The sequence below is a fragment of the Halalkalicoccus sp. CGA53 genome, assembly GCF_036429475.1.
GTDB lineage: Archaea > Halobacteriota > Halobacteria > Halobacteriales > Halalkalicoccaceae > Natronorarus > Natronorarus salvus.
In genome coordinates this window covers 1,381,495-1,401,181 of the sequence record NZ_CP144125.1, presented here as the reverse complement: position 1 = coordinate 1,401,181, position 19,687 = coordinate 1,381,495, and the positions used below count along the sequence as shown (strand labels likewise).

Here is a 19,687-nt window from a genome sequence, read left to right as displayed (position 1 = left end):
TCCCAAGGGCGATCACGAGTGAATCGTCTTCGACGCCCGACGAGGGTCGATCGAGAGTGACGTGAATCGAACGGCGAACCGCTCTCAGTCCTCGAACGGCAGCGTCGGCTCGTAGCCGATCGCCTCGATCGCGGCGTCGAGCAGTTCCTCGACGCCCTCGTCCTCCGCGACGCTCACGTAGTGGTCGGCCTCGACGTCGGTCGAGCGGTCGGCCTTGTTGCAGACGGTGATGACGGGGATCTCGTCGAACTCGCGCTCGATCACCTCCTGGAGTTCGAGCTGGACGTCGAGCGGGTAGCCACAGTCGAGGCTCGCGTCGAGGAAGACGAGGACGGCGTCGGCGAGGTGGGTGATCGCCGAGACCGCCTGCGACTCGATCTCGTTTCGCTCCTCGGGGGGCCGGTCGAGCAGCCCGGGGGTGTCGACGATCTGGTAGCGGACGTGATCGCGTTCCGTGTGGCCGACGTAGATCCCCCTCGTGGTGAAGGGGTACTCCGCGATCTCGTTTCGCGCCCGCGTGACGCTGTTGACGAACGAGGATTTACCTACATTGGGGTAGCCAGCGACGACGATCGTCGGCTCGTCCGGGCGGATGTCCGGCAGGTCTCTGAGGTCGTTTCTGGCCTCGTTGATCGCGAGGAGGTCGTCGTCTACCTGTCGCACGACCTCCGCCATCCGCGCGAACGCCTGCTTTCTCGTCTTTCTCGCCATCTCCGTCTCGCCGCGGAGCTTACCCTGTGCCTCGCGGCCGATCTTCTTCGTCTGTCGCGAGGCCCACTGCACGCGCGAGAGCGACTGTCGGAGTTCGTCCACGTCGACGATCGCGTCGGCGAGTTCGTAGTAGAAGGGGTCGACCGTCTCGAAGTCGGGCCACTCGGTGATCACGTTCTGGAGGTTGTCGGAGAGGATGTTCGACGCCGTCTGGAGCATCGACGCCTGGGCGTCGAGGCCGCTCTTCGACCGGCCCGCACGCGCCGCCCGCGAGAACGCCTTGTCGATGAGCTCCTCCGACGTCGGCACGGTGGGGAGGTTCTCGAAAATCATGGCCGAACTACGCCGTCGCCACGGAAAAGCCGTCCGTTGTCGGAGAGCGCCAGCCGAGGCGTTTTCTCCCTCGACGGCGTAGAGCGTCCATGACAGACTGGCGTGCGGTCGGTATCGGCTTCGTCGTGATCGTTCTCGTCGGGCTGGTCGGGCTCACGCTCCCCGGCCTGGGCCAGCTCACCGCGGGGCTCGTCGGCGGCTTCCTCGCGGGCTACCTCGCCAGCGGCGGCTTCCTCCGCGGGTTCTGGCACGGCGCGCTCGCGGGCGCGCTCGGCGGCGTCGTCTCCGGACTCGTCCTCTGGATCGCGATCAGCGTCGTCGGCCTCGCCGCGGGACCGGTCGGTGCCGCAACCGGCGCGGTCGCCGGCTTCGGGATCTTCGCGATCGCGCTGGTCATCTCGCTCGTGATGGCACTCGAGAGCGCGCTCGCGGGCGGGATCGGTGCGGTGGTGAGCTAGCTACGAATTCGACGGAACCGCCGCGATAGATACGAGCCATCTACTCTTCCGAGGTATGGTGGCGTACGAGGGCGGTGAGACGAGCCGGAAGCGCCTTCAGGCGGTCGGTGCGACGTTCTGGTTCAGCCTGAAGCGGTTGTCCGGATCCCACTCGTTTTTGAGTGCGACCAGCCGATCGTAGTTCTCCAGATAGGCCATCGACTGCTCACCCTCCGGTTCGGTCGTGAAGTTCACGTAGGTCCCACCCGTCGCGTGGGGAGCCAGCGCCTCGAAGTACTCCCGGGTCCAGCGGATACACTCCTCGTCCATCGCGGGGTCCGCCCAGCGCGTCGTGATGTTCACCAGGAAGTCGGCGTCTCGGTGTGGATACGCGGTCGCGTCGCGTGGGACCCGGTTGACCGCTCCGCCGAGGTGCGTCACTGAGACCCTCGTCTCCGGCGTCGGCGGCGCGACGGCATACTCCGTGATACGATCGAGCGCCTCGGGCGACGGGGACCTGAAGTTGTGCGACTTCCAGAAGTACCGCTCACCCGCCGGGTACGAGTCGTCGAACGCCCGCTGCCAGTCGACGAACCGCCGGGGTTCGACCGTATCGGCGATAGGGTCGCCCAGTTCGCGAAACGGGGCGATTTCGTCAGGACCGTCCTCGATATCGCCCGCGTAGATCGGGACGACCGAGAGGACCCGTTCGCCGTGGTGTTCCTCGGGGATGAACGGTTCGGGAGCGGCGTGAGAGAAGTTGAGCCACACCGAGAGTTCGTCGGGGGCTTCGGACGCGTTTTCCCACCACGACCGGACGACCGAGTGTGCCTCCTCCGCCCGGTAGACGACCAGTCCGGCGAGGACCTCCTCGAGTTCGTGCAGGTCGAACTCGAAGCTCGTGACGATCCCGAAGTTGCCGCTCCCACCCCTGACGCCCCAGAACAGGTCGGGGTGTTCGTCCTCGGTGGCTCGAACGAGTTCGCCATCAGCCCTCACGAGGTCCACCGACCGGAGGTTGTCGATCGTCAGCCCGTACTTCCGGCAGAGGTAGCCGAAGCCGCCACCGAGCGCCAGCCCCGCGACACCGGTGATCGAGACGACACCGGCGGGGACGACGAGGCCGAACGGGGCCGTCTCGTGGTCGAGATCCCCCAGTCTCGCGCCCGGACCGACGCGGACCGTTCGGGCGGCGGGGTCGACGCGAACCGACGACATGAGAGCGAGGTCGATCATCAGGCCGTCGTCACAGACGGCGTTCCCGGCGACGTTGTGCCCACCGCCTTTCACGGCGATCAGGAGCTCCCGTTCGCGGGCGAAATCGACGGCGGTCATCACGTCCGCGGCCCCCGTGGGGCGAGCGACGACGGCCGGCCGGCGATCGATCATCGCGTTGTACACCGTCCGGGCCTCGTCGTATCCGTCGTCCGCCGGTCGGTGCACCGGACCACGGAACGACGCTTCGAGCTCCGCTATCGCATCGCCGTCCACGGGTGTCGTCGGGAGTTCCATCGTCGATCGCCCCTCTAGAACGCCGGGCTACCGCATATAATTAGTTATGAATTATCATGAGGTCCGTCTGCCACGATAGATCGTCTCCGCCTCAGGAGGGAACAACGTCAGCTGACCCCCCTCCGAACCCGAACCCCGCGAGGGAAGCGTTCGCCACCGGATGCGCTCCATGAAGCACTACGAACGGATCGCGTCGGACACCGAACCCGTTACGTTCGATCGATCGGCTGCGTCGGACAGTGAACCGCCCCGCCGCATCCCCGCGGTGAACGGATCGACGACACGACCCCGAGACGATCGGTCACCACCAGACGCCGAACAGTACGGTGAACGTCAGGTAGGCGCCGACCGTCGAGATGACCGGAACGACGTTCTGTACGGCGATCACGCGGCCGGTCGTTGCGGGGTCGAACAGGTCCGCCGCCGTGGGGATCTCCTCGGGTTCCTCCTCGCCGATCGGCGGGGCGTCCTCGCCCGGCTGCTCCTTCGCGAGCGCGCCGACGGAGAGGGCCGTCGTCCGCTCGCCCCGGATCACCTCCACGAGCGTCGCGCTCCGGGTCGCGCGTCCCCAGCCGAGCCCGACGATTGAGGTCGTCGCGATGATGACGAACGAGGCAGGGATACCGATCGCCGAGAGGCCGATCACGATCGTCGAGGAGACGATCGCGACGACGATCGCCGCCGTCAGGGGGAGGTCGGTGATCTCGTTGCCGAGCGTGTCGAGCGTCCGGCGGGCGATCGTGAACGCGCCGATGGCGACGGCGACGCAGCCGAGGAGGATCATCAGGTCGATGTCGACGCCCGCGCCCACCAGCGGGGCGATCGCGTTCGCGATGTTGGAGGTGCCCGAGGAGAAGGCCATCAGACAGCCGATGCTGACGACGACGACGGCCCCGCCCAGCTCCCGTCTGGTGGTGTTCGGACCGGGGGCCGGTCGAGGGAGCGTGCCGGAGCTATCGAGTTCGACGAGCGGGCCGGGGCTGGCCGTGATCGCCACCCACCGGTTGAGCCGCGGATAGAGGTAGCGGCCGATCATCCCCGATATCCAGAAGCCGACGATCGGCGCGACGATCCACCAGACGGCGATCTCGCCCATCACGGCCCAGTTCAGCTCCCCCGTCGCGACGCCGAGGCCCGCGATGGCCCCGACGGCGGTCATCGACGTCGACGCGGGGACGCCGTAGTAGTTACCCACGAACAGCGCCCCGCCGATGAAAAAGAGGACGACGATGCTCGACTCGATCGTGAACACCGCCGAGTCGGTGACGAGATCGTTGCCCAGCGTGTCGACGACCTCGCGACCGATCGTCCAGGCGCCGACCAAGAAGAATACCGACATCAGCGCCGCCGCCCCCGTCTTCGAGATGGCGTTCGAACCGACCGCCGGGCCGAACGCCGGTCCGGTCGTCGCGCCGCCGATGTTGAAACCGACGAACAGCGCGACCGCTACACCGAGGAGCAACAGAGGTTCGGTCATACCGACCGAAGGCCGTGGAGGTGGTTAAGGGGTCGGTCTCCGCTCGGACGGCGGTTGCGTGCGGACGTCTCCGGCGGTCGGAAAACGACCGTTCGCCGGACCCGTACCGCGCCGATGGATGCGTGGCTATACCCGTCTGGAGCCCCGTTCTCCGGTAATGGCCACAGAGAGCGGCCGGGCAGGACCGATCGGGGTGGACGGACGATGAACCCGATTCGCGTCGACTTCGTCGTCGACCTCGCCTACGGGCTGATGATCTTCGTCTCGATCGCGCTCATCCTCACGGCCGGGACCGGCGTCGGTGTCGCGTTCGGGCTGGGGGTGTTGGTCTCGTACGTGATCCACATCGCGTGGAAGATGGCCCGATTCGACCCCGACTGGATGACCCGCGAGGTCGCCGAGCGGGTCGAGAAGACCGTCGGTGAGACCGTCAGCAAGGAGGTCGAGAAGACCGTCGGTGAGACCGTCAGCAAGGAGGTCGAGAAGACCGTCGGCGAGACCGTCAGCAAAGAAGTCGAGAAGGTCGAGAGGACGGTGGGCGACACGGTCAGCAAAGAGGTCGAGAAGACCGTCGGCGAGACGGTGAGCAAAGAGGTCGACGAAATGGCCGAGCGAGTCGAGGAGACCGTCAGCAAGGAGGTCGAGGAGACCGTCGGCGAGACGGTGAGCAAAGAGGTCGAGAAGACCGTCGGCGAGGACGGCGACGGGGTTGTCGCCGACGACGGATCCACGAGCGACACCCCGGAGCGAGATCCGGAGACATCGGGTTCGGGGGGAGGGACCGACTGATCTGTCGTCGGTCGACCGGACGACTGTGGAGCGTCACGCCCTCATCGATCCCATCACGTCCGAGCGATCGGCTGGGTCATGCAGTGAACCGCCCCGCCGCCCTTCGTCAGTTCGTTCACCCGCATCCCCACGCCGTCCGGGACGACCTCTATCCCCGCCTCCCGCATCCGTCGGATCGTCTGGCCCTCTGTTCCCTGTGTGCTCTCGGCGACCGCCACGACCGTCCCGTCGTCGATCGTGAGGAAGTTCGTCGCCCACCGCTCGTCGTACGGCGCGTCGATCGTCTCGTACTCCTTCCTCCTCAGATATGCCAGCAGGCTCCGTTCGGTGCGGTCGTGGCGGTAGCCGTCCCCCTCTCTACGGTAGACCTCGACCGTCGCCTCCTCCGCGAGCGACTCCCGGACGACCGCGAGGCCCTCCGCGGGGACGTTACACCAGCCGTCGAGGTGCATCAGCCGACTCTCCCGTCCCCGAGACGCCGCCTCCCGTCGATCCGCTTCGAGCGGCGCGCGGACGAGGCCGACCTCCTCGTAGCCGAGTGCACCCGACTCCAGCAGCGCCTCCCCGGCCGCGACGCTCGTCCGGAGCACGTGCTCCTCGCCGTCGAGGGCCGCAGAGACCATGAGAAGCGCGAACTCGTCGAGTGGGAGGAAATCCCCGCCCTCGATCGGTTCCGGGCCGGCAACGATGGGGTCTTCGCCGAGCGACTCCCACCCTGCCCGGACGAGCGGCATCTCCCGGACCCGGACCTCGCTGTACGGCCGGCAGACCACCGGGCTGCGGTCGGCGAGGAGCTGATCGTCCCGCTGGAAGTAGAGGTTCGAGGCGACCCCGCTCATCGCGACTTCGATCTCCGGGTCGTTCTGGTGACCGTCCAGCGTCGCTCGGAGGCCGGTGGCGACGGCCGTGAGCCGGTCGGCGGGCGACATCTCGGCGAGTGCCGTTCGGACCTGGTCGGGGAGGGAAACCGAGTCCCCGAGGAGTGAGTCGAGCGTGACTCCGTCGAGGTCGTCGTGGAGGTACCTGACCTCGAGACCCTCGCCCTCGAGCACGGCGACCAGTTCGTCGTGTTCGGCTCGTGCAGTCGAGACCGAGAGGGGGTCTGGAAAGCCGTGGCGGCGGTGGTCGAGCGAGCCGACGAACGTCTCGAAGCCGGGGCGGTGGACCCGAAGCGATCGGAGGGTGTCGAACTCGGCCTCCGCGCGATAGCGCGTCATCTCCGAGCGGTACGCGCGAGTCCCACCTAAACCTGCGCCGACGAACGGGAACTAAGCACCCACAGCCCTACGGTCCCCGGTATGGCAGAGATCGATCCCGGCACCCTGCTTCCGAACGACCACGTGATCGGGCTGGCGAAGGAAGGCGAGATCACCCAGCTCCACCGCGGGCACGCTTACGCGGAGGAGGGCGATACGTTCGAGATAGATGGAACGGAGTTCGAGGTGACCGACGTCGACGAGCGCACACTGGGCGACCTGACCGACGAGGACGCCCGGGCGGAGGGCTCGCCCGATCTCGAGAGCTACAGGGAGCGGATGGTCGCCGTCCACGGCGGGAACTTCGAGTGGAACGACGACAGCGAAGTCGTCCGCCACCGCTTCGAGCGCGTCGAGAGCTAGAGCGTATCGAACAGTTTTGAGACCCGTCGTTCGATCACGTCACGCTGGTTTCGAGCGGTCTCCCGGTCGAGTTCGTCCGTGATCGGCACGTCCCAGGTCCGGCTCTCGCCGTCCCAGCCGTCTGGCCGGACGGCCTCCGCCGGCCGGTTCATCGTCACCAGCAGGTCGACCCCGTGGAGTTCGTCCGTCGAGAGCTTCCGGGGGGTCCGGTCTCGAACGTCGATCCCCAGCTCGTCCATCGTCTCGGCCGCCGCCTCGTCGACGCCCACGCCCGGTTCGACCCCGCCCGTCACCACCTCGACGTCGAGGCCGCGGCGCTTCGCCTCGCGCTCGGCGAACGCGGCCGCCATCTGACTCGTCCCGGCGTTTCGGCCGCCGACGAACGCGATGCGCTTCATATCCACCTCTCGTCCGCGAGCGCGATAACGATACCCCGGCGTCAGCGTCGTCGGGCGAGTTCGGCGCGCAGGTCCGAGACGTCCATCCCCTTCATCGAGAGCAGGACCAGCAGGTGGTAGACGATGTCGGCGGCCTCGTGGGCGAGTTCCTCCCGGTCGTCGTCCTTCGCCGCGAGGATCAGTTCGGTCGTCTCCTCGCCGAGTTTCTCGAGCACCGCGTTCTCGCCCTTCTCGTGGGTGAACAGCGACGTCGTGTACGACCCCTCCGGGAGGTTCTCCCTCCGGTCCTCGATCACCGCGAACAGTTCGTCGACGATCTCCTCGGCGCTTCCCTCGCTCCCGGTCATACCGGCTGCACCTCGCGGATGTCGGCGAGGTCGGCGAACTCGGCGGGCGAGGTCCGACCGGCCTCGAAGACACCCTCCTCGACCTCGATCGGGGCGTTCGTCCGGGCGGCGAGCGCGAGCGAGTCGCTCGGCCGTGCGTCGACGGTGTGCTCCGAGAGCGGGCCGACGAGGTGGAGGTCGGCGAGGTACGTCCCACCCTCCTCGCTCTCCTCGATCCCGGTGACGACGATCCGGTCGAGTCGGCCGCCGAGTTCCTCCATCACGTCGAGCAGCAGGTCGTGGGTGAGCGGTCGGCCGACGTCGCGGGCGTCGACGCCAGCCGCGATGCTCTCGGCCTCGGCGAAGCCGATGAAGATCGGGAGGACGTCCTCTTCGCCGTCGACCGCGAGGACGACGACCGGGACCGGCCCGTTCGGAGTACCGGCGACCCGGACCGCGTCGATCGATGCGTTCATAGCTCTCCGAACGGCGCGAGGGGTAAAAGACCCCGCTACTCGGCCGTGAGCGCGTCGAAGAAGGCGAGGCCGTGGATCCGCGGGTCGTCGGTGAGTTCGGGGTGAAACGAGGTGCCCACGACGGAGCCCTCGCGCACCGCGACGGGTCTGCCCTCCCAGTCGGCGAGCACCTCCACGTCCGCCCCGACCGAGTCGATCAGCGGCGCGCGGATGAACACCGCGGGGAAGGGGTCGGCGAGACCCTCCACCTCGATCGGGGCCTCGAAACTGTCGCGCTGCCGGCCGAAGGCGTTGCGGTCGACGGTGACGTCGAGGACGTCGAGCGGGCTGACGCGCTCGTCGTTCGCGTCGGTCGAGGCGACGATCAGCCCGGCGCAGGTGGCGAGGACGGGCTTTCCGGCGGCGACGTGTGCGCGGATCTCCTCGTCGATCCCCTCGCGCGCGAGCAGTCGGGAGATCGTCGTCGACTCGCCGCCCGGGAGCAAGAGGAGGTCGCAGTCCGGGACGACCCCTCCCGATCTGATCTCGCTCGCCTCGACCGACCGGCCGTGGCGTTCACCCGACCCGAGGATCGCGTCGGCGTGTTCCGTGACGTCGCCCTGAACGGCGACGACGCCGGCTCGCAGGCTCATACTCCAGCTACCGCCGGTCGGGGGAAAAGCCTCGCGCTACACGACGACGTTCAGGATCTGGATGAAGACGCCGAAGAGGACCGCGAACGCCATGACCGACTTCGGGTCGAGCGTCGGGGCGTTTCTGTCCTCCGCGTCGAAGTACCTGACCAGCCCCGCACTCGACATCAGCCCACCGCTGTTCTGACCTCTGTCCATACTCGCAGGTGGCCGCGCACCCCGAATAAGCTTTTCGTCCGTCTCGACCGGTCGACGGTGTGAGGAAACCCTTATGCGAGCGGCCCGGCAACGGTGGCCTACAATGGGAGTGACCCTGTACGACTTCTACGCCGACTGGTGTGGCCCCTGCAAGACCCAGGACCCGATCCTCGAGGACATCGAAGAGGAGTGGGGCGACCGCTTTCGCCTCCAGAAAGTCAACGTCGACGAGGAACAGGAGACGGCGAACGAGTACCAGGTCCGATCGCTGCCGACGCTCGTCGTCGAGAACGACGACGGCGTCGTCGAGCGGTTCGTCGGCGTGACCCAGCGCAACGACATCGAGAACGCGCTCGAAGAAGCCGGGGCGTAAGCGAGCGCCGGGCCCCGGAATGATCGCCGACGTCCACCTCGCCCACCCCTCCATCGTCCTCTCGGAGACGATCCGGGCGCTGCCCGACGCCCACATCCGGACGGAGTGGCAGGCGGCGATCGATCCGGTGGCTCCGTTCGCCTTCTTCTCGGTCCGTGCCCCCGACTTCGAGGCGGTCGACGAGGCCCTCGAGGCCGACCCGAGCGTCACCGACGCCGTCGTGGTCGCGGAGACCGACCGAAAGCGGATCTACCGGATCACGAGCACGGACGCGTGGACCGAGCCGATCCCGACGATCCTCGAACTCGGCATCGCCATCCTCTCCGCGGAGAGCGACCGCGACGGCTGGCTCGTCAGGCTCCAGGTCCCCGACCGCGAGACGTTCGTGGGCCTGCGAGAACACTGCGAGCGCGAGGGGATCACGATCCGTACCGAACAGCTCTACAGCGCGGATCAGCTCCCCGAGATGGGCGGGGTGGGGCTCACCGACGCGCAGTACGAGGTGCTCGTCACCGCCTACGAGTCGGGCTACTTCGAGGAGCCCCGGGCGCTCTCGCTCTCCGACCTCGCCGAGGAACTCGGTATCTCGCCGACCGCCACGAGCGGTCGGCTCCGCAGGGCGACCAAACGCCTCGTCGAGACACAGCTGGCAGTGGACGACGGCTGACACCGGACATTTACGATAGAGAATCATATAAAGAGCGTACAGGTAAGCCCGCGAGTTCAACCCGTGGAGACGTCACGTGTAGGTATGGCATTCGAGCACGTGGGGAGGCAGGCGGAGTGCGGATCGATCGAAGTCGTCCACGACTGGGGGGGTCCCGGATCGATCGCGGAGACGATCATCACCGCCCTCGCGGAGGAAGAGGGGGTCGATCCGGTCGACCTCGAACCGCTCTACGGCTGGATCGATCCGGAGGCGCTGGACTCGCTGTTCTCACCACAGGGCGAGACGGCCGACCCGGACGCGTACGTCGTCTTTCAGTACGGCGAGTACCGCGTCGTCGCCGGCGCGGACGGCACCGTCGTGATCGAGTCGGCCTGATCGGGTCCCGGACTCAGTCGAAACGGACGCCGACGTGATCCAGCTCCCGGTTGAACCGGGCGAGGTTGATCAGAAGCGGCGTGAGACTTTCTACTTCGGCGGCGTTCGCGAGCGGACCCGCTTCGAAGACGCGTAATCCGTCGATCTCGTCGGCGAGCGCTGCGATCTCTCGGTTCGCGTCGCGATCGTCGCCGACGACGAGCGTGTCGAAGCCGAGGTCGTCTCCCAGATCCGAGAGTCGACTCGCCGGCAGGCTGTGGAACGCTCCTACCACGGGAACGTCGTCGGGGGCGGCCTCCGCCGCGAGCGCCGTGACGCTCCCCGCTGGCGGGCGATGGTAGTGAAAGCCCTCGTCGTCGCGTTTGATCCCGACCGCAGGACTCACGAGGATCGCGTCGCCGATCCGGTCGGCGACCGACTCGACCGTGCTCTCGACGTGGTACGGCGGGACCGAGAGGACGACGACGTCCGCCCGGTCGGCCGCCATCCCGTTCTCGAATCCCTTGATCGTCCCTTCGGCACCGTCCTCGGCGAGGATCTCCTTGTACTCCTCGACGCGGTCTCTGGCACGGTCCGGGTCGCGCGAGCCGACGAGCACCTCGTGGTCGGTGTCGCGTGCCCACCGCAGCGCCAGTCCCTCGCCGATATCGCCGGTGCCTCCGAGGAGTGCGAGTCGCATACCCCAGGGTGAGACTCGCCCGCCCTAAGCCTTCCGAGAGCGGCTACTCGGAGATCGGTCGAGCAGGTCGGGGAGGTCGTTCACCGACTCCAACACCGCGCTCGCGCCGGCGGCCTCGAACTTCCGCCTCCCTTCCGCCCCCGTGAGCCCACCGGTGAGCACGCCGATCCCGTGGTAGCTCCGCAGGGAGTCCTCCCGGTCGGCGTTCACCGCCGTCCGCACGTCGTCGAGGATATCGCCGACGAACGGAACCGAGGCGGCCTCGAACCGCTCTCCGAGCGTCAGCAGGGCCCTCGGGTGGGGCTTCCCCTCCTCCCAGTCGTCCATCGTGAACCGGTGCTCCGGAGGGATGTCGAGGCCGACCCGCTCGAGCGCGATCTCGGCCTCCGCACGGGGGCGACCGGTCACGACCCCCACGGGGTAGCGTTCGGTGAGCGTCTCGATCGTCTCCGGGGTGACGATCACCGGTTCGTCGTGGATGAACCCCGGAGAGCGCTCGGGACCGGCCTCGGGCGGGTCCCCCCCTTCGAGTTCGGCGTAGAGGTCGCTACCGAGGTAGAGCCACTGGAAGACCGTTCTGAGTTCTGCCGGGTCAAGCCGCGTCTCGATGCGATCGGCGTCCGTCTCGGTAAGCGCGTCGCGGACGACCGTGCGCGCACCTGAGAGCCCGCCGCCGCGCTCTGCGACCCGTGCGGTGAACCCGTCCACGTCCCCCGGATACCCCTCCTCGCGTGCGAGGACGAACAGCGCCACCGCCTCGGTGAGCACCCAGTCGTTGTTGAACCCGCCCGCGTCCTTGAACCGCTGGATCGACGATCGCTCGATCGTCTCCCCGTAGCACGTCGCGACCGACTCGACGATCGCCCGGCGGTAGGAGTCGGCGACGTCCACGAGCACCCCGTCGATGTCGAGAACGACCGCGTCTGCGTTCATGGACGGCGAATGGAGGAGTTCGTGTAAATCGCTGTCGATTATCCCGGTCCCTCGGTCGCGAGATAGAGCGTCTCCTCGGGGAGCGTCCGCGTCTCGGCTGGCACCGTCGGCGGGTCGGTTCCGAGCGTGGTGAAGCGAAAGGCTGCACCTACCTCCCGGGCGAGGTCACGGATCGGGCGGTGGAGTTCGGGGGGAGCGTTGAGCGCGTAGAGCGCCGCCGCGTCGGCGTAGATCTCGGTCCTGGGTTCGGTCACGTCGTCGCGGACGAACCGGACGCCCTCGGGGACCGCTCGCTCCACGACGTCGGTCGCGGTGACGGCGTGGCCCCGCCCGGCGAGCGCGGCGGCGACCCCGGGGCGGCGGCCGATCCCGACCTCGACGAGCGGGTCGTACGCCGAGAGCGCGTCGCAGAGCGCGTATCGGGTCGCGTCTTGCACGACGTATTTATGACAGCGGCCCCCATACGAGTTTCCATGCACGTCGACATCGTGCCGGTTGGCGAGCTCCCCGCCGAGGTCAAACGCGAAGCCTCCTCGGGGCTCCGGTCGGTCTACGACTGCGAGGTGACCGTCGCGAGCGAGCAGCCGATCCCGGACGGGTCCTACGACAGGAACCGCGATCAACACCGCGCGGAGGAGTTCATCGAGCTCGTCAGCCGCGTCGGCGCCGGCGAGAAGAACATCGGCATCACCGCGAAGGACCTCTACTACCGCCGCCGGAACTACGTCTTCGGGCTGGCCTACCTGGACGGGAAGGGTAGCGTCATCTCGACGTATCGGCTCCAGACGGCGAGCGACGGCGGCTTCTCACAGAAGAGCGCCCGCGAGGTGTTCGGCGACCGGGTCAGAAAGGAGGTCGTCCACGAGATCGGCCACACCCTCGGGCTCGAACACTGCGACAACAAGCGCTGTGTGATGAACTTCTCGCCGACCGTTCGCGAGGTCGATATCAAAGAGCAGACGCTCTGTGGGACCTGCCAGCGGACGCTGTTCTGAGCTGGTTCGTCTGTCCTACCGCTCAAATACGATATCGACGGCCGGGCCGGCGATCGAAGGGACTGTGCAGGGGGACGACACTTGTCGCTGTAGCCCACAGGGACGGTCGATGACGGCCGCAGGTGTGCTCGGGTCGGGATCCGCCGGCCGAATCGTCCGGTCGATTGTCGACCCGGGATCGACCGTCGGAGGGAACCGGTATGGCCGGGTTTGAGCTCGACCTGCGAGACGAGTACAGCGCGACGCTGAACACCTTCTTCCACTTCGCCGTGCTGGGACTCATCACGCTCGTCACGGGGAGACCGTTTCTCTTCCCGAGTCTGGGGCCGTCGGCGTACCTGCTCGCGACCGGCGAGCAGCCCCGCGAGGAGGGGCCGTATCACGTCATCGGTGGCCACGCTGTCGCGGTGGTTTCGGGGTTGCTCGCCTACGAACTGTTCGCGAACGACGTCAGTGCGTACGTCGTCTTCGCCCGGCCGGACCCCGCGTTCACGATGGAACTCGTCTACCTCTCGGCGAGCGCGACGGTCGCGATGATGCTCACGACGGCCACGATGCTGGTGACGAAGACGAACCACCCGGCGGCGTGTGCGACCACGCTGATCGTCGGGCTCGGGCTGATGGGCGGAATCGAGGACGCCGTGATTATCGTCGTCGCCGTCGCCGTCCTCTGGTACGCCCACGAACACGCGATCTCGCGGGTCGCGACGTGGTACGGCTTCGACCCCGACGAGCCGCGCGAGTGATCCGATCGAACGGAGCGGGGACCGACCGGTTCGTGACGACGGCTCTCACTCCCGTCCGTGTTCCTCCTCGAGGAACTCGCGGACCCGTCGTCTCCGGCGGTCGATCGAGTCGGCCGCAGCGTCCGGGTACTCCCCTTCCGGCGGTTCGAGGGCAGATTGACCCTCGGGTTCCGGCCAGGCGACGACGACCGTTCCGGTCATCCCCGAGTCCTCGTGGCGCGTACAGGCGTAGTCGTAGACCCCTTCGGTCTCGAACTCGTGGTCGAACGACTCGCCCTCCTGGAGCGGGCCGCTCGCCCACGGCTCCGTCCCGGCGGGCATTCGAGATCGCGAACCGTGCGTGTCCGGGTGGTACGCGACGACGTCGTGACCGTCCTCGTCGGCGATCCACTCGACGGTCCCCCCTCGGACGAGGTGGACGATCGCGGGATCGAACCGGTCGCCTCCCTCACTCGTCGCCCGGACTTCGACGTACGGTTCCGGGTTTCCGAGCCCGGACTCGTCCTCGTCGTTCCCGAGACACCCCGCGACACCGAACGCGAGAACGGCGCCACCGGAGGCCAGGACCGTCCGACGGGACACTCGTGGTTCGGACACGTGTGAGTGTCAGTCCGTCGAAGCGCAAAAGCGCGCCGAACGGCGGTCGGGGACCGATCCGAACACGGTCGATCGCGATCGCCTCGTCCGATCGAGCTACCCGACACGTTTTCGGCCGTTCGGACGAACCTCGGTCCATGCACCCCTCCCGGACGCGCCGGGGGCTCCTCCTCGGCCTCGGCGCGTCGAGTGTCGCGCTCTCCGGCTGTCTCGACGGGGTTCCCTCCGCGAATGTGCCCGGTGACGACGCCGGGGACGACGCCTCCTTCGACGTGCTCGTCCGGAACCTCGAGATCCCATGGGACGTAACGGCCGTGTCGACCGGCGAGCTCTTCCTGACCGAGCGGACGGGCCGGGTCCTCAGGCTCGACGGCGACGAACTCTCGGCGCTCGCCGAACCCGACGACGCCATCGACGCGGAGGCGCTCGATCCCGGTGCGGAAGATGCGCCGTGGTGGGTCGAGGGTGGCGAGGGTGGGACGCTAGGGGTAGCAGCCGATCCGAGGTATCCGGAGCCGGCGTTCGTCTACGTCTACTACACCTCGGAGGAAGGAGTGAACCGGGTGGTCCGCTTCGACGTCGACGCCGAGGACGTCGAGGGGAGTCGCGAGGTGATCGTCGACGGGATCCCCGCGGAGACGACACACAACGGCGGGCGGATCGCGTTCGGACCGGACGATCGCCTCTGGATCTGTACGGGCGACGCCGAACGGCTGGACGAGACGCGGGACCCGGCCTCGCTCGCGGGGAAAGTACTGAGAGTGACGGCCGAAGGCGGACCCGCGGAGGGGAACCCGGACCTCGGTTCCGGTGCCGATCCGCGGGTCTACACGCTCGGTCACCGGAACCCGCAGGGGATCGACTGGCTTCCCGACGGCACCCCGGTGATCGCCGAACACGGACCGGGAGCGCGGGACGAGGTGAACGTTCTGATACCGGGTGGTGACTACGGCTGGCCCGACGCCCGCGGCCCGCCGGGGGACGAGCAGGAAGGTCCATACGACGAGTTCGAGGGTGTGGTCCCGCCGCTCGTGAACACCGGTCCGCGGACGACGTGGGCGCCGTCCGGGCTCTGTTACTACGGCGAAAGCGCGATCCCCGAGTGGGAGGGCAAGCTGCTTGTCGCGGGGCTCCGCTCGCAGCGACTCAACGTCGTGGCGGTGGCGGAGAGCGACGATCCGCCCGAAATCGAGGGCGAGGACGCGACTCGCTACGACGAGGAGTGGTACTACGAGGGATACACCGCGGCGTCGTACAGCGCCCTCGCGGGCGCACTCGGGCGGATCCGCCACGTCGAAGCGGGGCCGGAGGGCGAGCTCTACGCGATCACGTCGAACCGGGACGGGAGGACGGACGAGGACGACCCGTTCCCGACCGACCGCGACGACGTGCTGGTGCGGCTGACTGGGGAGTGACGGACCGTCGGGTCGACAGACATATAAACTATCAGTCAGTAGGGCGCGCCGATGCGAGCGTCGTTCATCGCCACCGTCCGGGGGATCTGTGCGGGGTTGTCGGTCCTCGCGTTCGTGACGGCGTTCCTGCTGACTCAGACCCGGGGGGTGCCGCTGGCCGGACTGGTGGCGCTCGTCGCGGTCGGCGTCGGGGTGCTGCTCGTCGCCGGCGGCCCATCCGCGCTGAACGTCGTACTGGGGCCGGAGCGACCGTCTACCGACGCTGATGGAGAGGGTTCAGACTGGTGGCTCGCGGATCTCGAACCCGCACTCGAGGAGTCCTGAACCCGGTGGTCTGACCTCGTCCTCGGCCTCGGGATGGCCGGGCTGGGAATCGGCTCGTTCGTCCTCCTCGCGACCGGCTCGCACGACGACCCGCCGACGGGGCTGCTCGTCACGGGCTTTCTCGGCGTCACCGGAGCGATGATCGTACTGCCGTGGGCGATGACCGAGACCCTCGATCTGTTCGGCGACGGCTCGGACGAGAACGGAGAGGCGTCCGAAGGAAACGGCTGAGAGAACGGTCGCACGGGTCACGAGAGTCGAGAAGGAACACCGAACCCGGCGGTCGGGAGTCGCTCACTCCTCGGGAGCCGTCGCGACGCCGGTAGTGACGATCGTCTGGAGCCCTTCTTCGACGGTCATGTCCACGTCAAGAACCCGATCCGTGGGGACGAAGAGCAGCGACCCGCCGCTCGGGTTCGGCGGGTTCGGCAGGAAGACCGTACACATCTCCTCGTGGCCGGCCGCCTCCTCGATCTCCGGCGGCGTCTCCGCGGTCAGGAAGCCGAGGCGATACGTCTCCTCGTGGGGGACTTCGATCAGCTTCACCTCCTCGAAGCTGTCGGAGTCGTCCGAGAGGAGGATCTCGCTCATCTGGCGAAAGCCCCGGTAGACCGCTCCGAGCAGGGGGATCGACTCGATGAGCCCGTCGAACCACTCCTTCGAGACGTGATCGGCCGTGCCGCGTGCGATCGCGCCCGTGACGAGCAGGACGAGGAGGAACGCGAGCACGCTCCCCAGTTCGATCACCGGGTTCGGGACCGAAAACGGGAGGAGGTAGTTCACGACCCGGACGACCGGAACGAGGACCGAGGAAATGAAATCCAGTGCGAACTGGAGGACGATCAGCGTGACCACCAGCGGGATGAAGAGCACCGCGCCGGTCACGAACCACCCCTCAAGCGTCTCGCGCAGACCCGAGCCGTCTCCGTCCGGCTCCCGTTCCCGCCCTTCGTCGTCGGTCATATCCGCAGGAGACTCCGGGTGCCGAAAAGCGTTGCACGCGCGAGGCTCGGACGAAGGGGAGACTACGGCGCGTAGTAGTACTCGCCCTGTCGTTTCTGCTCGCGGTCGAGCTGACTGTCGGGCTTGTTGATCCGCGGCCTGCTCGTCCGCTCGTCGCGGCGGAACGTGACGTCGAGCTCCGAGAGGAAGGCGTTCATCCCCTCGCGCATCTCCTGTGGCTGGCTCGCCCGCCCGCGTTCGGCGGGTTCGCCCTCGAACACCAGGAGACGATCCGCGAGCAGATCGATCATGTAGATGTCGTGGTCGATGACGAGCACGGTCGCGTCGGTCCGCTCGGCGTGTCTGCGGATCGCCCGCGTCGCGAGCACGCGCTGCTCGACGTCTAAGTGAGCGCTCGGCTCGTCGAGCAGGTAGACGTCCGCGTTCTTCGAGAGGCAGGCGGCGATCGCCACCCGCTGGCGCTCGCCCCCGGAGAGGTCGGTGAGGTTCTGCTCCATGATCCGGCCGAGCTGCAGCGGTCCGGCGACCTCCGTGTTCCAGTGCGAGGAGCCAAAGCGGTCGGTGATCGAGGAGAGGAAGACGTCGACGCGCATCGGCTGGTCGATCTCAACGTACTGCGGTTTGTAGGCGATCTCCAACTCCAGGTCGGTCTCGCCGTCGTCGGGGTCGATCCGACCGGCGAGCAGCCTCGCGAACGTCGACTTCCCGATCCCGTTCGGGCCGACGATCCCCAGCACCTCGTTCTCCCTGATCTCCCCGCCCTCGACCGAGAGCGAGAAGGCGTCCTCGCCGTAGGACTTCTCCATCGCCGGGTAGGCCGCGAGGAGGTCGCGGTGGGCGACGGCTCTGGGAGCGTGTTCCTCGAACTCGATCGCCTCGGGCCGGATCCGCATGTTCTCGTTGTCGAGGTAGCCCGAGAGGTACTCGTTGATCCCCTTCCGTACGCTCTTCGGGTCCGTGATGACGCCGAACGCCCCCGGCTCGCCGTAGGCGACGTGGAGGTTGTCACAGAGCAGGTCGAGGATCGCGAGATCGTGTTCGACGACGAGCATCGACCGTTCCTCGTCCTCCTCGACGAGTTCCCTGAGCAGGCGGGCGACCGTCACCCGCTGGCCGATGTCGAGGTAGGGGGTGATCTCGTCGAGGAAGTAGAAGTCGGCGTCGCGGGCGAGACAGGCGGCGATCGCCACCCGCTGGAGTTCGCCGCCGGAGAGATCGCCGATCTCCTGGTCGATCACCGGCGCGATCGAGAGCCGCTCGACCAGGTCGTCGAGCACGTCCCGCTCGTCGGTCCGCGAGAGCAGGTCGATCGTCGTCCCGTCGAACTGGTCGGGGATCCCATCCACGTACTGCGGTTTGCGCGCGACGGTCACCTCGCCGTCACGGACCCCCTCGATGTACTCCTGGAGCTCTGTTCCGCGGTAGGCGTCGAGCACCGCCTCCCAGGACGGCTCCTCGACGTACTGGCCGAGGTTCGGCGTCATCTCGCCCGCGAGGATCCGGACAGCCGTCGACTTCCCGATCCCGTTCGGACCGAGGAGCCCCGTGACCTGGCCGTCGACCGGGACCGGCAGGCCGTAGAGCGAGAAGGCGTTCTCGCCGTATCTGTGCACCGGATCTTCGGTGAGTTCCTGGGGGAGGTTGATGATCTCGATCGCGTCGAACGGGCACTTCTCGACGCAGATCCCGCAGGTCTCGCCCAGACAGATCTCCTCGCTGATCTTCACCTGATCGGGCGTCCCCTCGATCTCGCCCTCCTCGGCGGCGTCGCCCCGGAGCGTGATACACTCCTTTCCGGTCCGGTTGGGCGGGCAGTAGTTCGCACACTCGTAGTTACAGCGGTCGGGCTGGCACCGGTCCAGGTCGACGACCGCGATGCTGTCGCTCGCCATGCTAGAAGACCTGGGTGTCGGTGGTCAGGAGGATGCCCCAGGTGACGAACCAGAGACAGAAGCTCATGAACGAGACGAACAGTTTGTCCTTCGTCGAGTACTCCTCGACGATCCCCACGAGCTTCATCGCCGGGAACTGCACGAGGATGACCCCGACGAGGATGGCGAGCGCGAGCGGGTCCCCCGCGCCCGACGCGAACGACCCCGAGAGGACCGCCGCGAGGACGCCGGCGAGCGTCGCGACCATCGTCACGGTGACCGCCCGGATGTGCGCCGAGCGGGCTTCGACGGCTTCGGTCGACATACCCTACAGTCGGTCAGGGTGGGTGAAAAGGGGTTCGTTTGGACCGGGGTTCTCACCGGTCGCTCCGGACCGCGAACGGCCGATCCGACCGATCGTCGGGTTCCGACGTCGGTCTCGTGGCCCTTCCATCGTGTGCGCGAGCGGAGGAACCCGTTACCGATCGAGCATGTCACACGGTGGCAGATGATCAAGCTTTATGAGCGTGTAGCGTTTCGAAACGTAACGATGGCTGGATCAGAGGCAGAGGGGTTGACGGACCTGCCCCCGAGCGCGAAACTCGTCTTCAAGGTCCTGGAGTACAACGGCTCGCTGACGCAGAAGCAGATCGTCGAGGAGTCGATGCTCTCGGCGCGTACGGTCAGGTACGCGCTCGAACGCTTGCAGACGATCGGTATCGTCAACGAGGACATCTACTTCGCCGACGCGAGACAGAACCTCTACACGCTCGACGGCGAGGCGATCGCCGCCGACGGCGGCACGGAGACCAGTCCCTGCTGCGGCGACTGAACGGCG

Annotated in this window: 28 protein-coding genes; 12 read left to right on the top strand and 16 right to left on the bottom strand. The window is 67.5% G+C overall.

The window, feature by feature from the left end:
* Nucleotides 1-84: 84 nt before the first annotated feature.
* Nucleotides 85-1,044: an NOG1 family protein gene (locus V2L32_RS08600; RefSeq protein ID WP_331236078.1), complete on the bottom strand. Its 960-nt coding sequence runs from the start codon at nucleotides 1,042-1,044 to the stop codon at nucleotides 85-87.
* Nucleotides 1,045-1,133: 89 nt separating this feature from the next.
* Here V2L32_RS08600 and V2L32_RS08595 point away from each other — a divergent pair, with 89 nt between their 5' ends.
* Nucleotides 1,134-1,502, top strand: a complete 369-nt coding sequence (locus V2L32_RS08595) for a DUF5518 domain-containing protein (RefSeq protein WP_331236077.1) — start codon at nucleotides 1,134-1,136, stop codon at nucleotides 1,500-1,502.
* 96 nt (nucleotides 1,503-1,598) lie between these two features.
* Here the strand turns inward: V2L32_RS08595 and V2L32_RS08590 are convergent, their stop codons facing one another.
* Together V2L32_RS08590 and V2L32_RS08585 are read right to left on the bottom strand one after the other, a co-directional pair.
* On the bottom strand, nucleotides 1,599-2,993 hold the full coding sequence (locus V2L32_RS08590; RefSeq protein ID WP_331236076.1) for an FAD-binding oxidoreductase: 1,395 nt from the start codon (nucleotides 2,991-2,993) through the stop codon (nucleotides 1,599-1,601).
* A gap of 301 nt (nucleotides 2,994-3,294) precedes the next feature.
* A complete protein-coding gene (locus tag V2L32_RS08585) occupies nucleotides 3,295-4,470 on the bottom strand; it encodes an inorganic phosphate transporter (protein WP_331236075.1) in 1,176 nt (391 codons plus the stop codon).
* Nucleotides 4,471-4,674: 204 nt separating this feature from the next.
* Between V2L32_RS08585 and V2L32_RS08580 the strand changes: the two genes are divergently transcribed.
* Nucleotides 4,675-5,259: a hypothetical protein gene (locus tag V2L32_RS08580; RefSeq protein WP_331236074.1), complete on the top strand. Its 585-nt coding sequence runs from the start codon at nucleotides 4,675-4,677 to the stop codon at nucleotides 5,257-5,259.
* A gap of 53 nt (nucleotides 5,260-5,312) precedes the next feature.
* On the opposite strand, the gene V2L32_RS08575 is transcribed toward V2L32_RS08580, so the two are convergent.
* The gene (locus V2L32_RS08575; protein ID WP_331236073.1) at nucleotides 5,313-6,476 is read right to left on the bottom strand and encodes an arginine deiminase family protein; all 1,164 of its coding nucleotides are present in this window, start codon (nucleotides 6,474-6,476) and stop codon (nucleotides 5,313-5,315) included.
* 81 nt (nucleotides 6,477-6,557) lie between these two features.
* Here V2L32_RS08575 and V2L32_RS08570 point away from each other — a divergent pair, with 81 nt between their 5' ends.
* The gene (locus tag V2L32_RS08570; protein WP_331236072.1) at nucleotides 6,558-6,878 is read left to right on the top strand and encodes an ASCH domain-containing protein; all 321 of its coding nucleotides are present in this window, start codon (nucleotides 6,558-6,560) and stop codon (nucleotides 6,876-6,878) included.
* On the opposite strand, the gene V2L32_RS08565 is transcribed toward V2L32_RS08570, so the two are convergent.
* From V2L32_RS08565 to V2L32_RS08545, 5 genes are read right to left on the bottom strand one after another with little or no spacing between them, the layout of a single operon-like run.
* The gene (locus V2L32_RS08565) at nucleotides 6,875-7,276 is read right to left on the bottom strand and encodes an arsenate-mycothiol transferase ArsC (RefSeq protein WP_331236071.1); all 402 of its coding nucleotides are present in this window, start codon (nucleotides 7,274-7,276) and stop codon (nucleotides 6,875-6,877) included. The genes V2L32_RS08570 and V2L32_RS08565 overlap by 4 nt on opposite strands.
* Before the next feature lie 41 nt (nucleotides 7,277-7,317).
* Nucleotides 7,318-7,623, bottom strand: a complete 306-nt coding sequence (gene hisE, locus V2L32_RS08560; RefSeq protein ID WP_331236070.1) for a phosphoribosyl-ATP diphosphatase — start codon at nucleotides 7,621-7,623, stop codon at nucleotides 7,318-7,320.
* Nucleotides 7,620-8,078: a bifunctional nuclease family protein gene (locus V2L32_RS08555; RefSeq protein WP_331236069.1), complete on the bottom strand. Its 459-nt coding sequence runs from the start codon at nucleotides 8,076-8,078 to the stop codon at nucleotides 7,620-7,622. Before V2L32_RS08555 ends, hisE begins: the two co-directional genes overlap by 4 nt.
* Before the next feature lie 35 nt (nucleotides 8,079-8,113).
* Nucleotides 8,114-8,710, bottom strand: a complete 597-nt coding sequence (pdxT, locus tag V2L32_RS08550) for a pyridoxal 5'-phosphate synthase glutaminase subunit PdxT (protein ID WP_331236068.1) — start codon at nucleotides 8,708-8,710, stop codon at nucleotides 8,114-8,116.
* A gap of 36 nt (nucleotides 8,711-8,746) precedes the next feature.
* Entirely contained in the window at nucleotides 8,747-8,908 is a 162-nt protein-coding gene (locus V2L32_RS08545; RefSeq protein WP_331236067.1) for a preprotein translocase subunit Sec61beta, read from the bottom strand.
* Nucleotides 8,909-9,011: 103 nt separating this feature from the next.
* Here V2L32_RS08545 and V2L32_RS08540 point away from each other — a divergent pair, with 103 nt between their 5' ends.
* From V2L32_RS08540 to V2L32_RS08530, 3 genes are all read left to right on the top strand, one after another.
* Nucleotides 9,012-9,281: a thioredoxin family protein gene (locus tag V2L32_RS08540; protein WP_331236066.1), complete on the top strand. Its 270-nt coding sequence runs from the start codon at nucleotides 9,012-9,014 to the stop codon at nucleotides 9,279-9,281.
* Between the two features lie 19 nt (nucleotides 9,282-9,300).
* Complete coding sequence (locus V2L32_RS08535; RefSeq protein ID WP_331236065.1) at nucleotides 9,301-9,948, top strand: helix-turn-helix domain-containing protein; 648 nt, start codon at nucleotides 9,301-9,303, stop codon at nucleotides 9,946-9,948.
* A gap of 84 nt (nucleotides 9,949-10,032) precedes the next feature.
* Nucleotides 10,033-10,326: a HalOD1 output domain-containing protein gene (locus V2L32_RS08530; protein ID WP_331236064.1), complete on the top strand. Its 294-nt coding sequence runs from the start codon at nucleotides 10,033-10,035 to the stop codon at nucleotides 10,324-10,326.
* 13 nt (nucleotides 10,327-10,339) lie between these two features.
* Here V2L32_RS08530 and npdG read toward each other — a convergent pair whose 3' ends face one another.
* Genes npdG through V2L32_RS08515 form a run of 3 tightly spaced genes read right to left on the bottom strand, consistent with a single transcriptional unit; the run spans nucleotide 10,340 to nucleotide 12,375 of the window.
* A complete protein-coding gene (npdG, locus tag V2L32_RS08525) occupies nucleotides 10,340-11,005 on the bottom strand; it encodes an NADPH-dependent F420 reductase (RefSeq protein ID WP_331236063.1) in 666 nt (221 codons plus the stop codon).
* A gap of 24 nt (nucleotides 11,006-11,029) precedes the next feature.
* On the bottom strand, nucleotides 11,030-11,938 hold the full coding sequence (locus tag V2L32_RS08520; RefSeq protein ID WP_331236062.1) for a TIGR01548 family HAD-type hydrolase: 909 nt from the start codon (nucleotides 11,936-11,938) through the stop codon (nucleotides 11,030-11,032).
* Nucleotides 11,939-11,976: 38 nt separating this feature from the next.
* Entirely contained in the window at nucleotides 11,977-12,375 is a 399-nt protein-coding gene (locus tag V2L32_RS08515; RefSeq protein WP_331236061.1) for a UPF0146 family protein, read from the bottom strand.
* 36 nt (nucleotides 12,376-12,411) lie between these two features.
* On the opposite strand from V2L32_RS08515, the gene V2L32_RS08510 reads away from it, so the two are divergent.
* Both V2L32_RS08510 and V2L32_RS08505 read left to right on the top strand, forming a co-directional pair.
* Nucleotides 12,412-12,933 carry an archaemetzincin family Zn-dependent metalloprotease gene (locus V2L32_RS08510; protein WP_331236060.1) on the top strand — a complete coding sequence of 174 codons (522 nt, stop codon included), beginning with the start codon at nucleotides 12,412-12,414 and terminating at the stop codon, nucleotides 12,931-12,933.
* A 200-nt stretch (nucleotides 12,934-13,133) separates the two neighbouring features.
* The gene (locus V2L32_RS08505) at nucleotides 13,134-13,679 is read left to right on the top strand and encodes an HPP family protein (RefSeq protein WP_331236059.1); all 546 of its coding nucleotides are present in this window, start codon (nucleotides 13,134-13,136) and stop codon (nucleotides 13,677-13,679) included.
* Between the two features lie 45 nt (nucleotides 13,680-13,724).
* Here the strand turns inward: V2L32_RS08505 and V2L32_RS08500 are convergent, their stop codons facing one another.
* Entirely contained in the window at nucleotides 13,725-14,276 is a 552-nt protein-coding gene (locus V2L32_RS08500; RefSeq protein ID WP_331236058.1) for a cupredoxin domain-containing protein, read from the bottom strand.
* A gap of 137 nt (nucleotides 14,277-14,413) precedes the next feature.
* Between V2L32_RS08500 and V2L32_RS08495 the strand changes: the two genes are divergently transcribed.
* The 3 genes from V2L32_RS08495 to V2L32_RS08485 are packed head-to-tail and all read left to right on the top strand — an operon-like array spanning nucleotide 14,414 to nucleotide 16,246.
* Nucleotides 14,414-15,691, top strand: a complete 1,278-nt coding sequence (locus V2L32_RS08495; RefSeq protein ID WP_331236057.1) for a PQQ-dependent sugar dehydrogenase — start codon at nucleotides 14,414-14,416, stop codon at nucleotides 15,689-15,691.
* A gap of 51 nt (nucleotides 15,692-15,742) precedes the next feature.
* Nucleotides 15,743-16,015 (top strand): hypothetical protein, encoded by a 273-nt coding sequence (locus tag V2L32_RS08490; RefSeq protein WP_331236056.1) that lies wholly within the window; start codon nucleotides 15,743-15,745, stop codon nucleotides 16,013-16,015.
* A gap of 33 nt (nucleotides 16,016-16,048) precedes the next feature.
* Nucleotides 16,049-16,246, top strand: a complete 198-nt coding sequence (locus V2L32_RS08485; protein WP_331236055.1) for a hypothetical protein — start codon at nucleotides 16,049-16,051, stop codon at nucleotides 16,244-16,246.
* Nucleotides 16,247-16,309: 63 nt separating this feature from the next.
* On the opposite strand, the gene V2L32_RS08480 is transcribed toward V2L32_RS08485, so the two are convergent.
* From V2L32_RS08480 to V2L32_RS08470, 3 genes are all read right to left on the bottom strand, one after another.
* Nucleotides 16,310-16,978, bottom strand: a complete 669-nt coding sequence (locus V2L32_RS08480; protein ID WP_331236054.1) for a DUF502 domain-containing protein — start codon at nucleotides 16,976-16,978, stop codon at nucleotides 16,310-16,312.
* Nucleotides 16,979-17,040: 62 nt separating this feature from the next.
* Complete coding sequence (locus V2L32_RS08475; RefSeq protein ID WP_331236053.1) at nucleotides 17,041-18,870, bottom strand: ribosome biogenesis/translation initiation ATPase RLI; 1,830 nt, start codon at nucleotides 18,868-18,870, stop codon at nucleotides 17,041-17,043.
* A 1-nt stretch (nucleotide 18,871) separates the two neighbouring features.
* A complete protein-coding gene (locus V2L32_RS08470; protein ID WP_331236052.1) occupies nucleotides 18,872-19,174 on the bottom strand; it encodes an EMC6-like membrane protein in 303 nt (100 codons plus the stop codon).
* Between the two features lie 225 nt (nucleotides 19,175-19,399).
* Between V2L32_RS08470 and V2L32_RS08465 the strand changes: the two genes are divergently transcribed.
* Nucleotides 19,400-19,681 carry a helix-turn-helix domain-containing protein gene (locus tag V2L32_RS08465; RefSeq protein ID WP_331236051.1) on the top strand — a complete coding sequence of 94 codons (282 nt, stop codon included), beginning with the start codon at nucleotides 19,400-19,402 and terminating at the stop codon, nucleotides 19,679-19,681.
* The last annotated feature ends 6 nt before the right edge of the window (nucleotides 19,682-19,687 follow it).

What these genes read in the sequence shown, in the direction of transcription:
- V2L32_RS08600 (WP_331236078.1), bottom strand. Translation starts at nt 1,044, where the DNA reads ATGATTTTCGAGAACCTCCCCACCGTGCCGACGTCGGAGGAGCTCATC.
- V2L32_RS08595 (WP_331236077.1), top strand. Translation starts at nt 1,134, where the DNA reads ATGACAGACTGGCGTGCGGTCGGTATCGGCTTCGTCGTGATCGTTCTC.
- V2L32_RS08590 (WP_331236076.1), bottom strand. Translation starts at nt 2,993, where the DNA reads ATGGAACTCCCGACGACACCCGTGGACGGCGATGCGATAGCGGAGCTC.
- V2L32_RS08585 (WP_331236075.1), bottom strand. Translation starts at nt 4,470, where the DNA reads ATGACCGAACCTCTGTTGCTCCTCGGTGTAGCGGTCGCGCTGTTCGTC.
- V2L32_RS08580 (WP_331236074.1), top strand. Translation starts at nt 4,675, where the DNA reads ATGAACCCGATTCGCGTCGACTTCGTCGTCGACCTCGCCTACGGGCTG.
- V2L32_RS08575 (WP_331236073.1), bottom strand. Translation starts at nt 6,476, where the DNA reads ATGACGCGCTATCGCGCGGAGGCCGAGTTCGACACCCTCCGATCGCTT.
- V2L32_RS08570 (WP_331236072.1), top strand. Translation starts at nt 6,558, where the DNA reads ATGGCAGAGATCGATCCCGGCACCCTGCTTCCGAACGACCACGTGATC.
- V2L32_RS08565 (WP_331236071.1), bottom strand. Translation starts at nt 7,276, where the DNA reads ATGAAGCGCATCGCGTTCGTCGGCGGCCGAAACGCCGGGACGAGTCAG.
- hisE (WP_331236070.1), bottom strand. Translation starts at nt 7,623, where the DNA reads ATGACCGGGAGCGAGGGAAGCGCCGAGGAGATCGTCGACGAACTGTTC.
- V2L32_RS08555 (WP_331236069.1), bottom strand. Translation starts at nt 8,078, where the DNA reads ATGAACGCATCGATCGACGCGGTCCGGGTCGCCGGTACTCCGAACGGG.
- pdxT (WP_331236068.1), bottom strand. Translation starts at nt 8,710, where the DNA reads ATGAGCCTGCGAGCCGGCGTCGTCGCCGTTCAGGGCGACGTCACGGAA.
- V2L32_RS08545 (WP_331236067.1), bottom strand. Translation starts at nt 8,908, where the DNA reads ATGGACAGAGGTCAGAACAGCGGTGGGCTGATGTCGAGTGCGGGGCTG.
- V2L32_RS08540 (WP_331236066.1), top strand. Translation starts at nt 9,012, where the DNA reads ATGGGAGTGACCCTGTACGACTTCTACGCCGACTGGTGTGGCCCCTGC.
- V2L32_RS08535 (WP_331236065.1), top strand. Translation starts at nt 9,301, where the DNA reads ATGATCGCCGACGTCCACCTCGCCCACCCCTCCATCGTCCTCTCGGAG.
- V2L32_RS08530 (WP_331236064.1), top strand. Translation starts at nt 10,033, where the DNA reads ATGGCATTCGAGCACGTGGGGAGGCAGGCGGAGTGCGGATCGATCGAA.
- npdG (WP_331236063.1), bottom strand. Translation starts at nt 11,005, where the DNA reads ATGCGACTCGCACTCCTCGGAGGCACCGGCGATATCGGCGAGGGACTG.
- V2L32_RS08520 (WP_331236062.1), bottom strand. Translation starts at nt 11,938, where the DNA reads ATGAACGCAGACGCGGTCGTTCTCGACATCGACGGGGTGCTCGTGGAC.
- V2L32_RS08510 (WP_331236060.1), top strand. Translation starts at nt 12,412, where the DNA reads ATGCACGTCGACATCGTGCCGGTTGGCGAGCTCCCCGCCGAGGTCAAA.
- V2L32_RS08505 (WP_331236059.1), top strand. Translation starts at nt 13,134, where the DNA reads ATGGCCGGGTTTGAGCTCGACCTGCGAGACGAGTACAGCGCGACGCTG.
- V2L32_RS08495 (WP_331236057.1), top strand. Translation starts at nt 14,414, where the DNA reads ATGCACCCCTCCCGGACGCGCCGGGGGCTCCTCCTCGGCCTCGGCGCG.
- V2L32_RS08490 (WP_331236056.1), top strand. Translation starts at nt 15,743, where the DNA reads ATGCGAGCGTCGTTCATCGCCACCGTCCGGGGGATCTGTGCGGGGTTG.
- V2L32_RS08485 (WP_331236055.1), top strand. Translation starts at nt 16,049, where the DNA reads ATGGCCGGGCTGGGAATCGGCTCGTTCGTCCTCCTCGCGACCGGCTCG.
- V2L32_RS08480 (WP_331236054.1), bottom strand. Translation starts at nt 16,978, where the DNA reads ATGACCGACGACGAAGGGCGGGAACGGGAGCCGGACGGAGACGGCTCG.
- V2L32_RS08475 (WP_331236053.1), bottom strand. Translation starts at nt 18,870, where the DNA reads ATGGCGAGCGACAGCATCGCGGTCGTCGACCTGGACCGGTGCCAGCCC.
- V2L32_RS08470 (WP_331236052.1), bottom strand. Translation starts at nt 19,174, where the DNA reads ATGTCGACCGAAGCCGTCGAAGCCCGCTCGGCGCACATCCGGGCGGTC.
- V2L32_RS08465 (WP_331236051.1), top strand. Translation starts at nt 19,400, where the DNA reads ATGGCTGGATCAGAGGCAGAGGGGTTGACGGACCTGCCCCCGAGCGCG.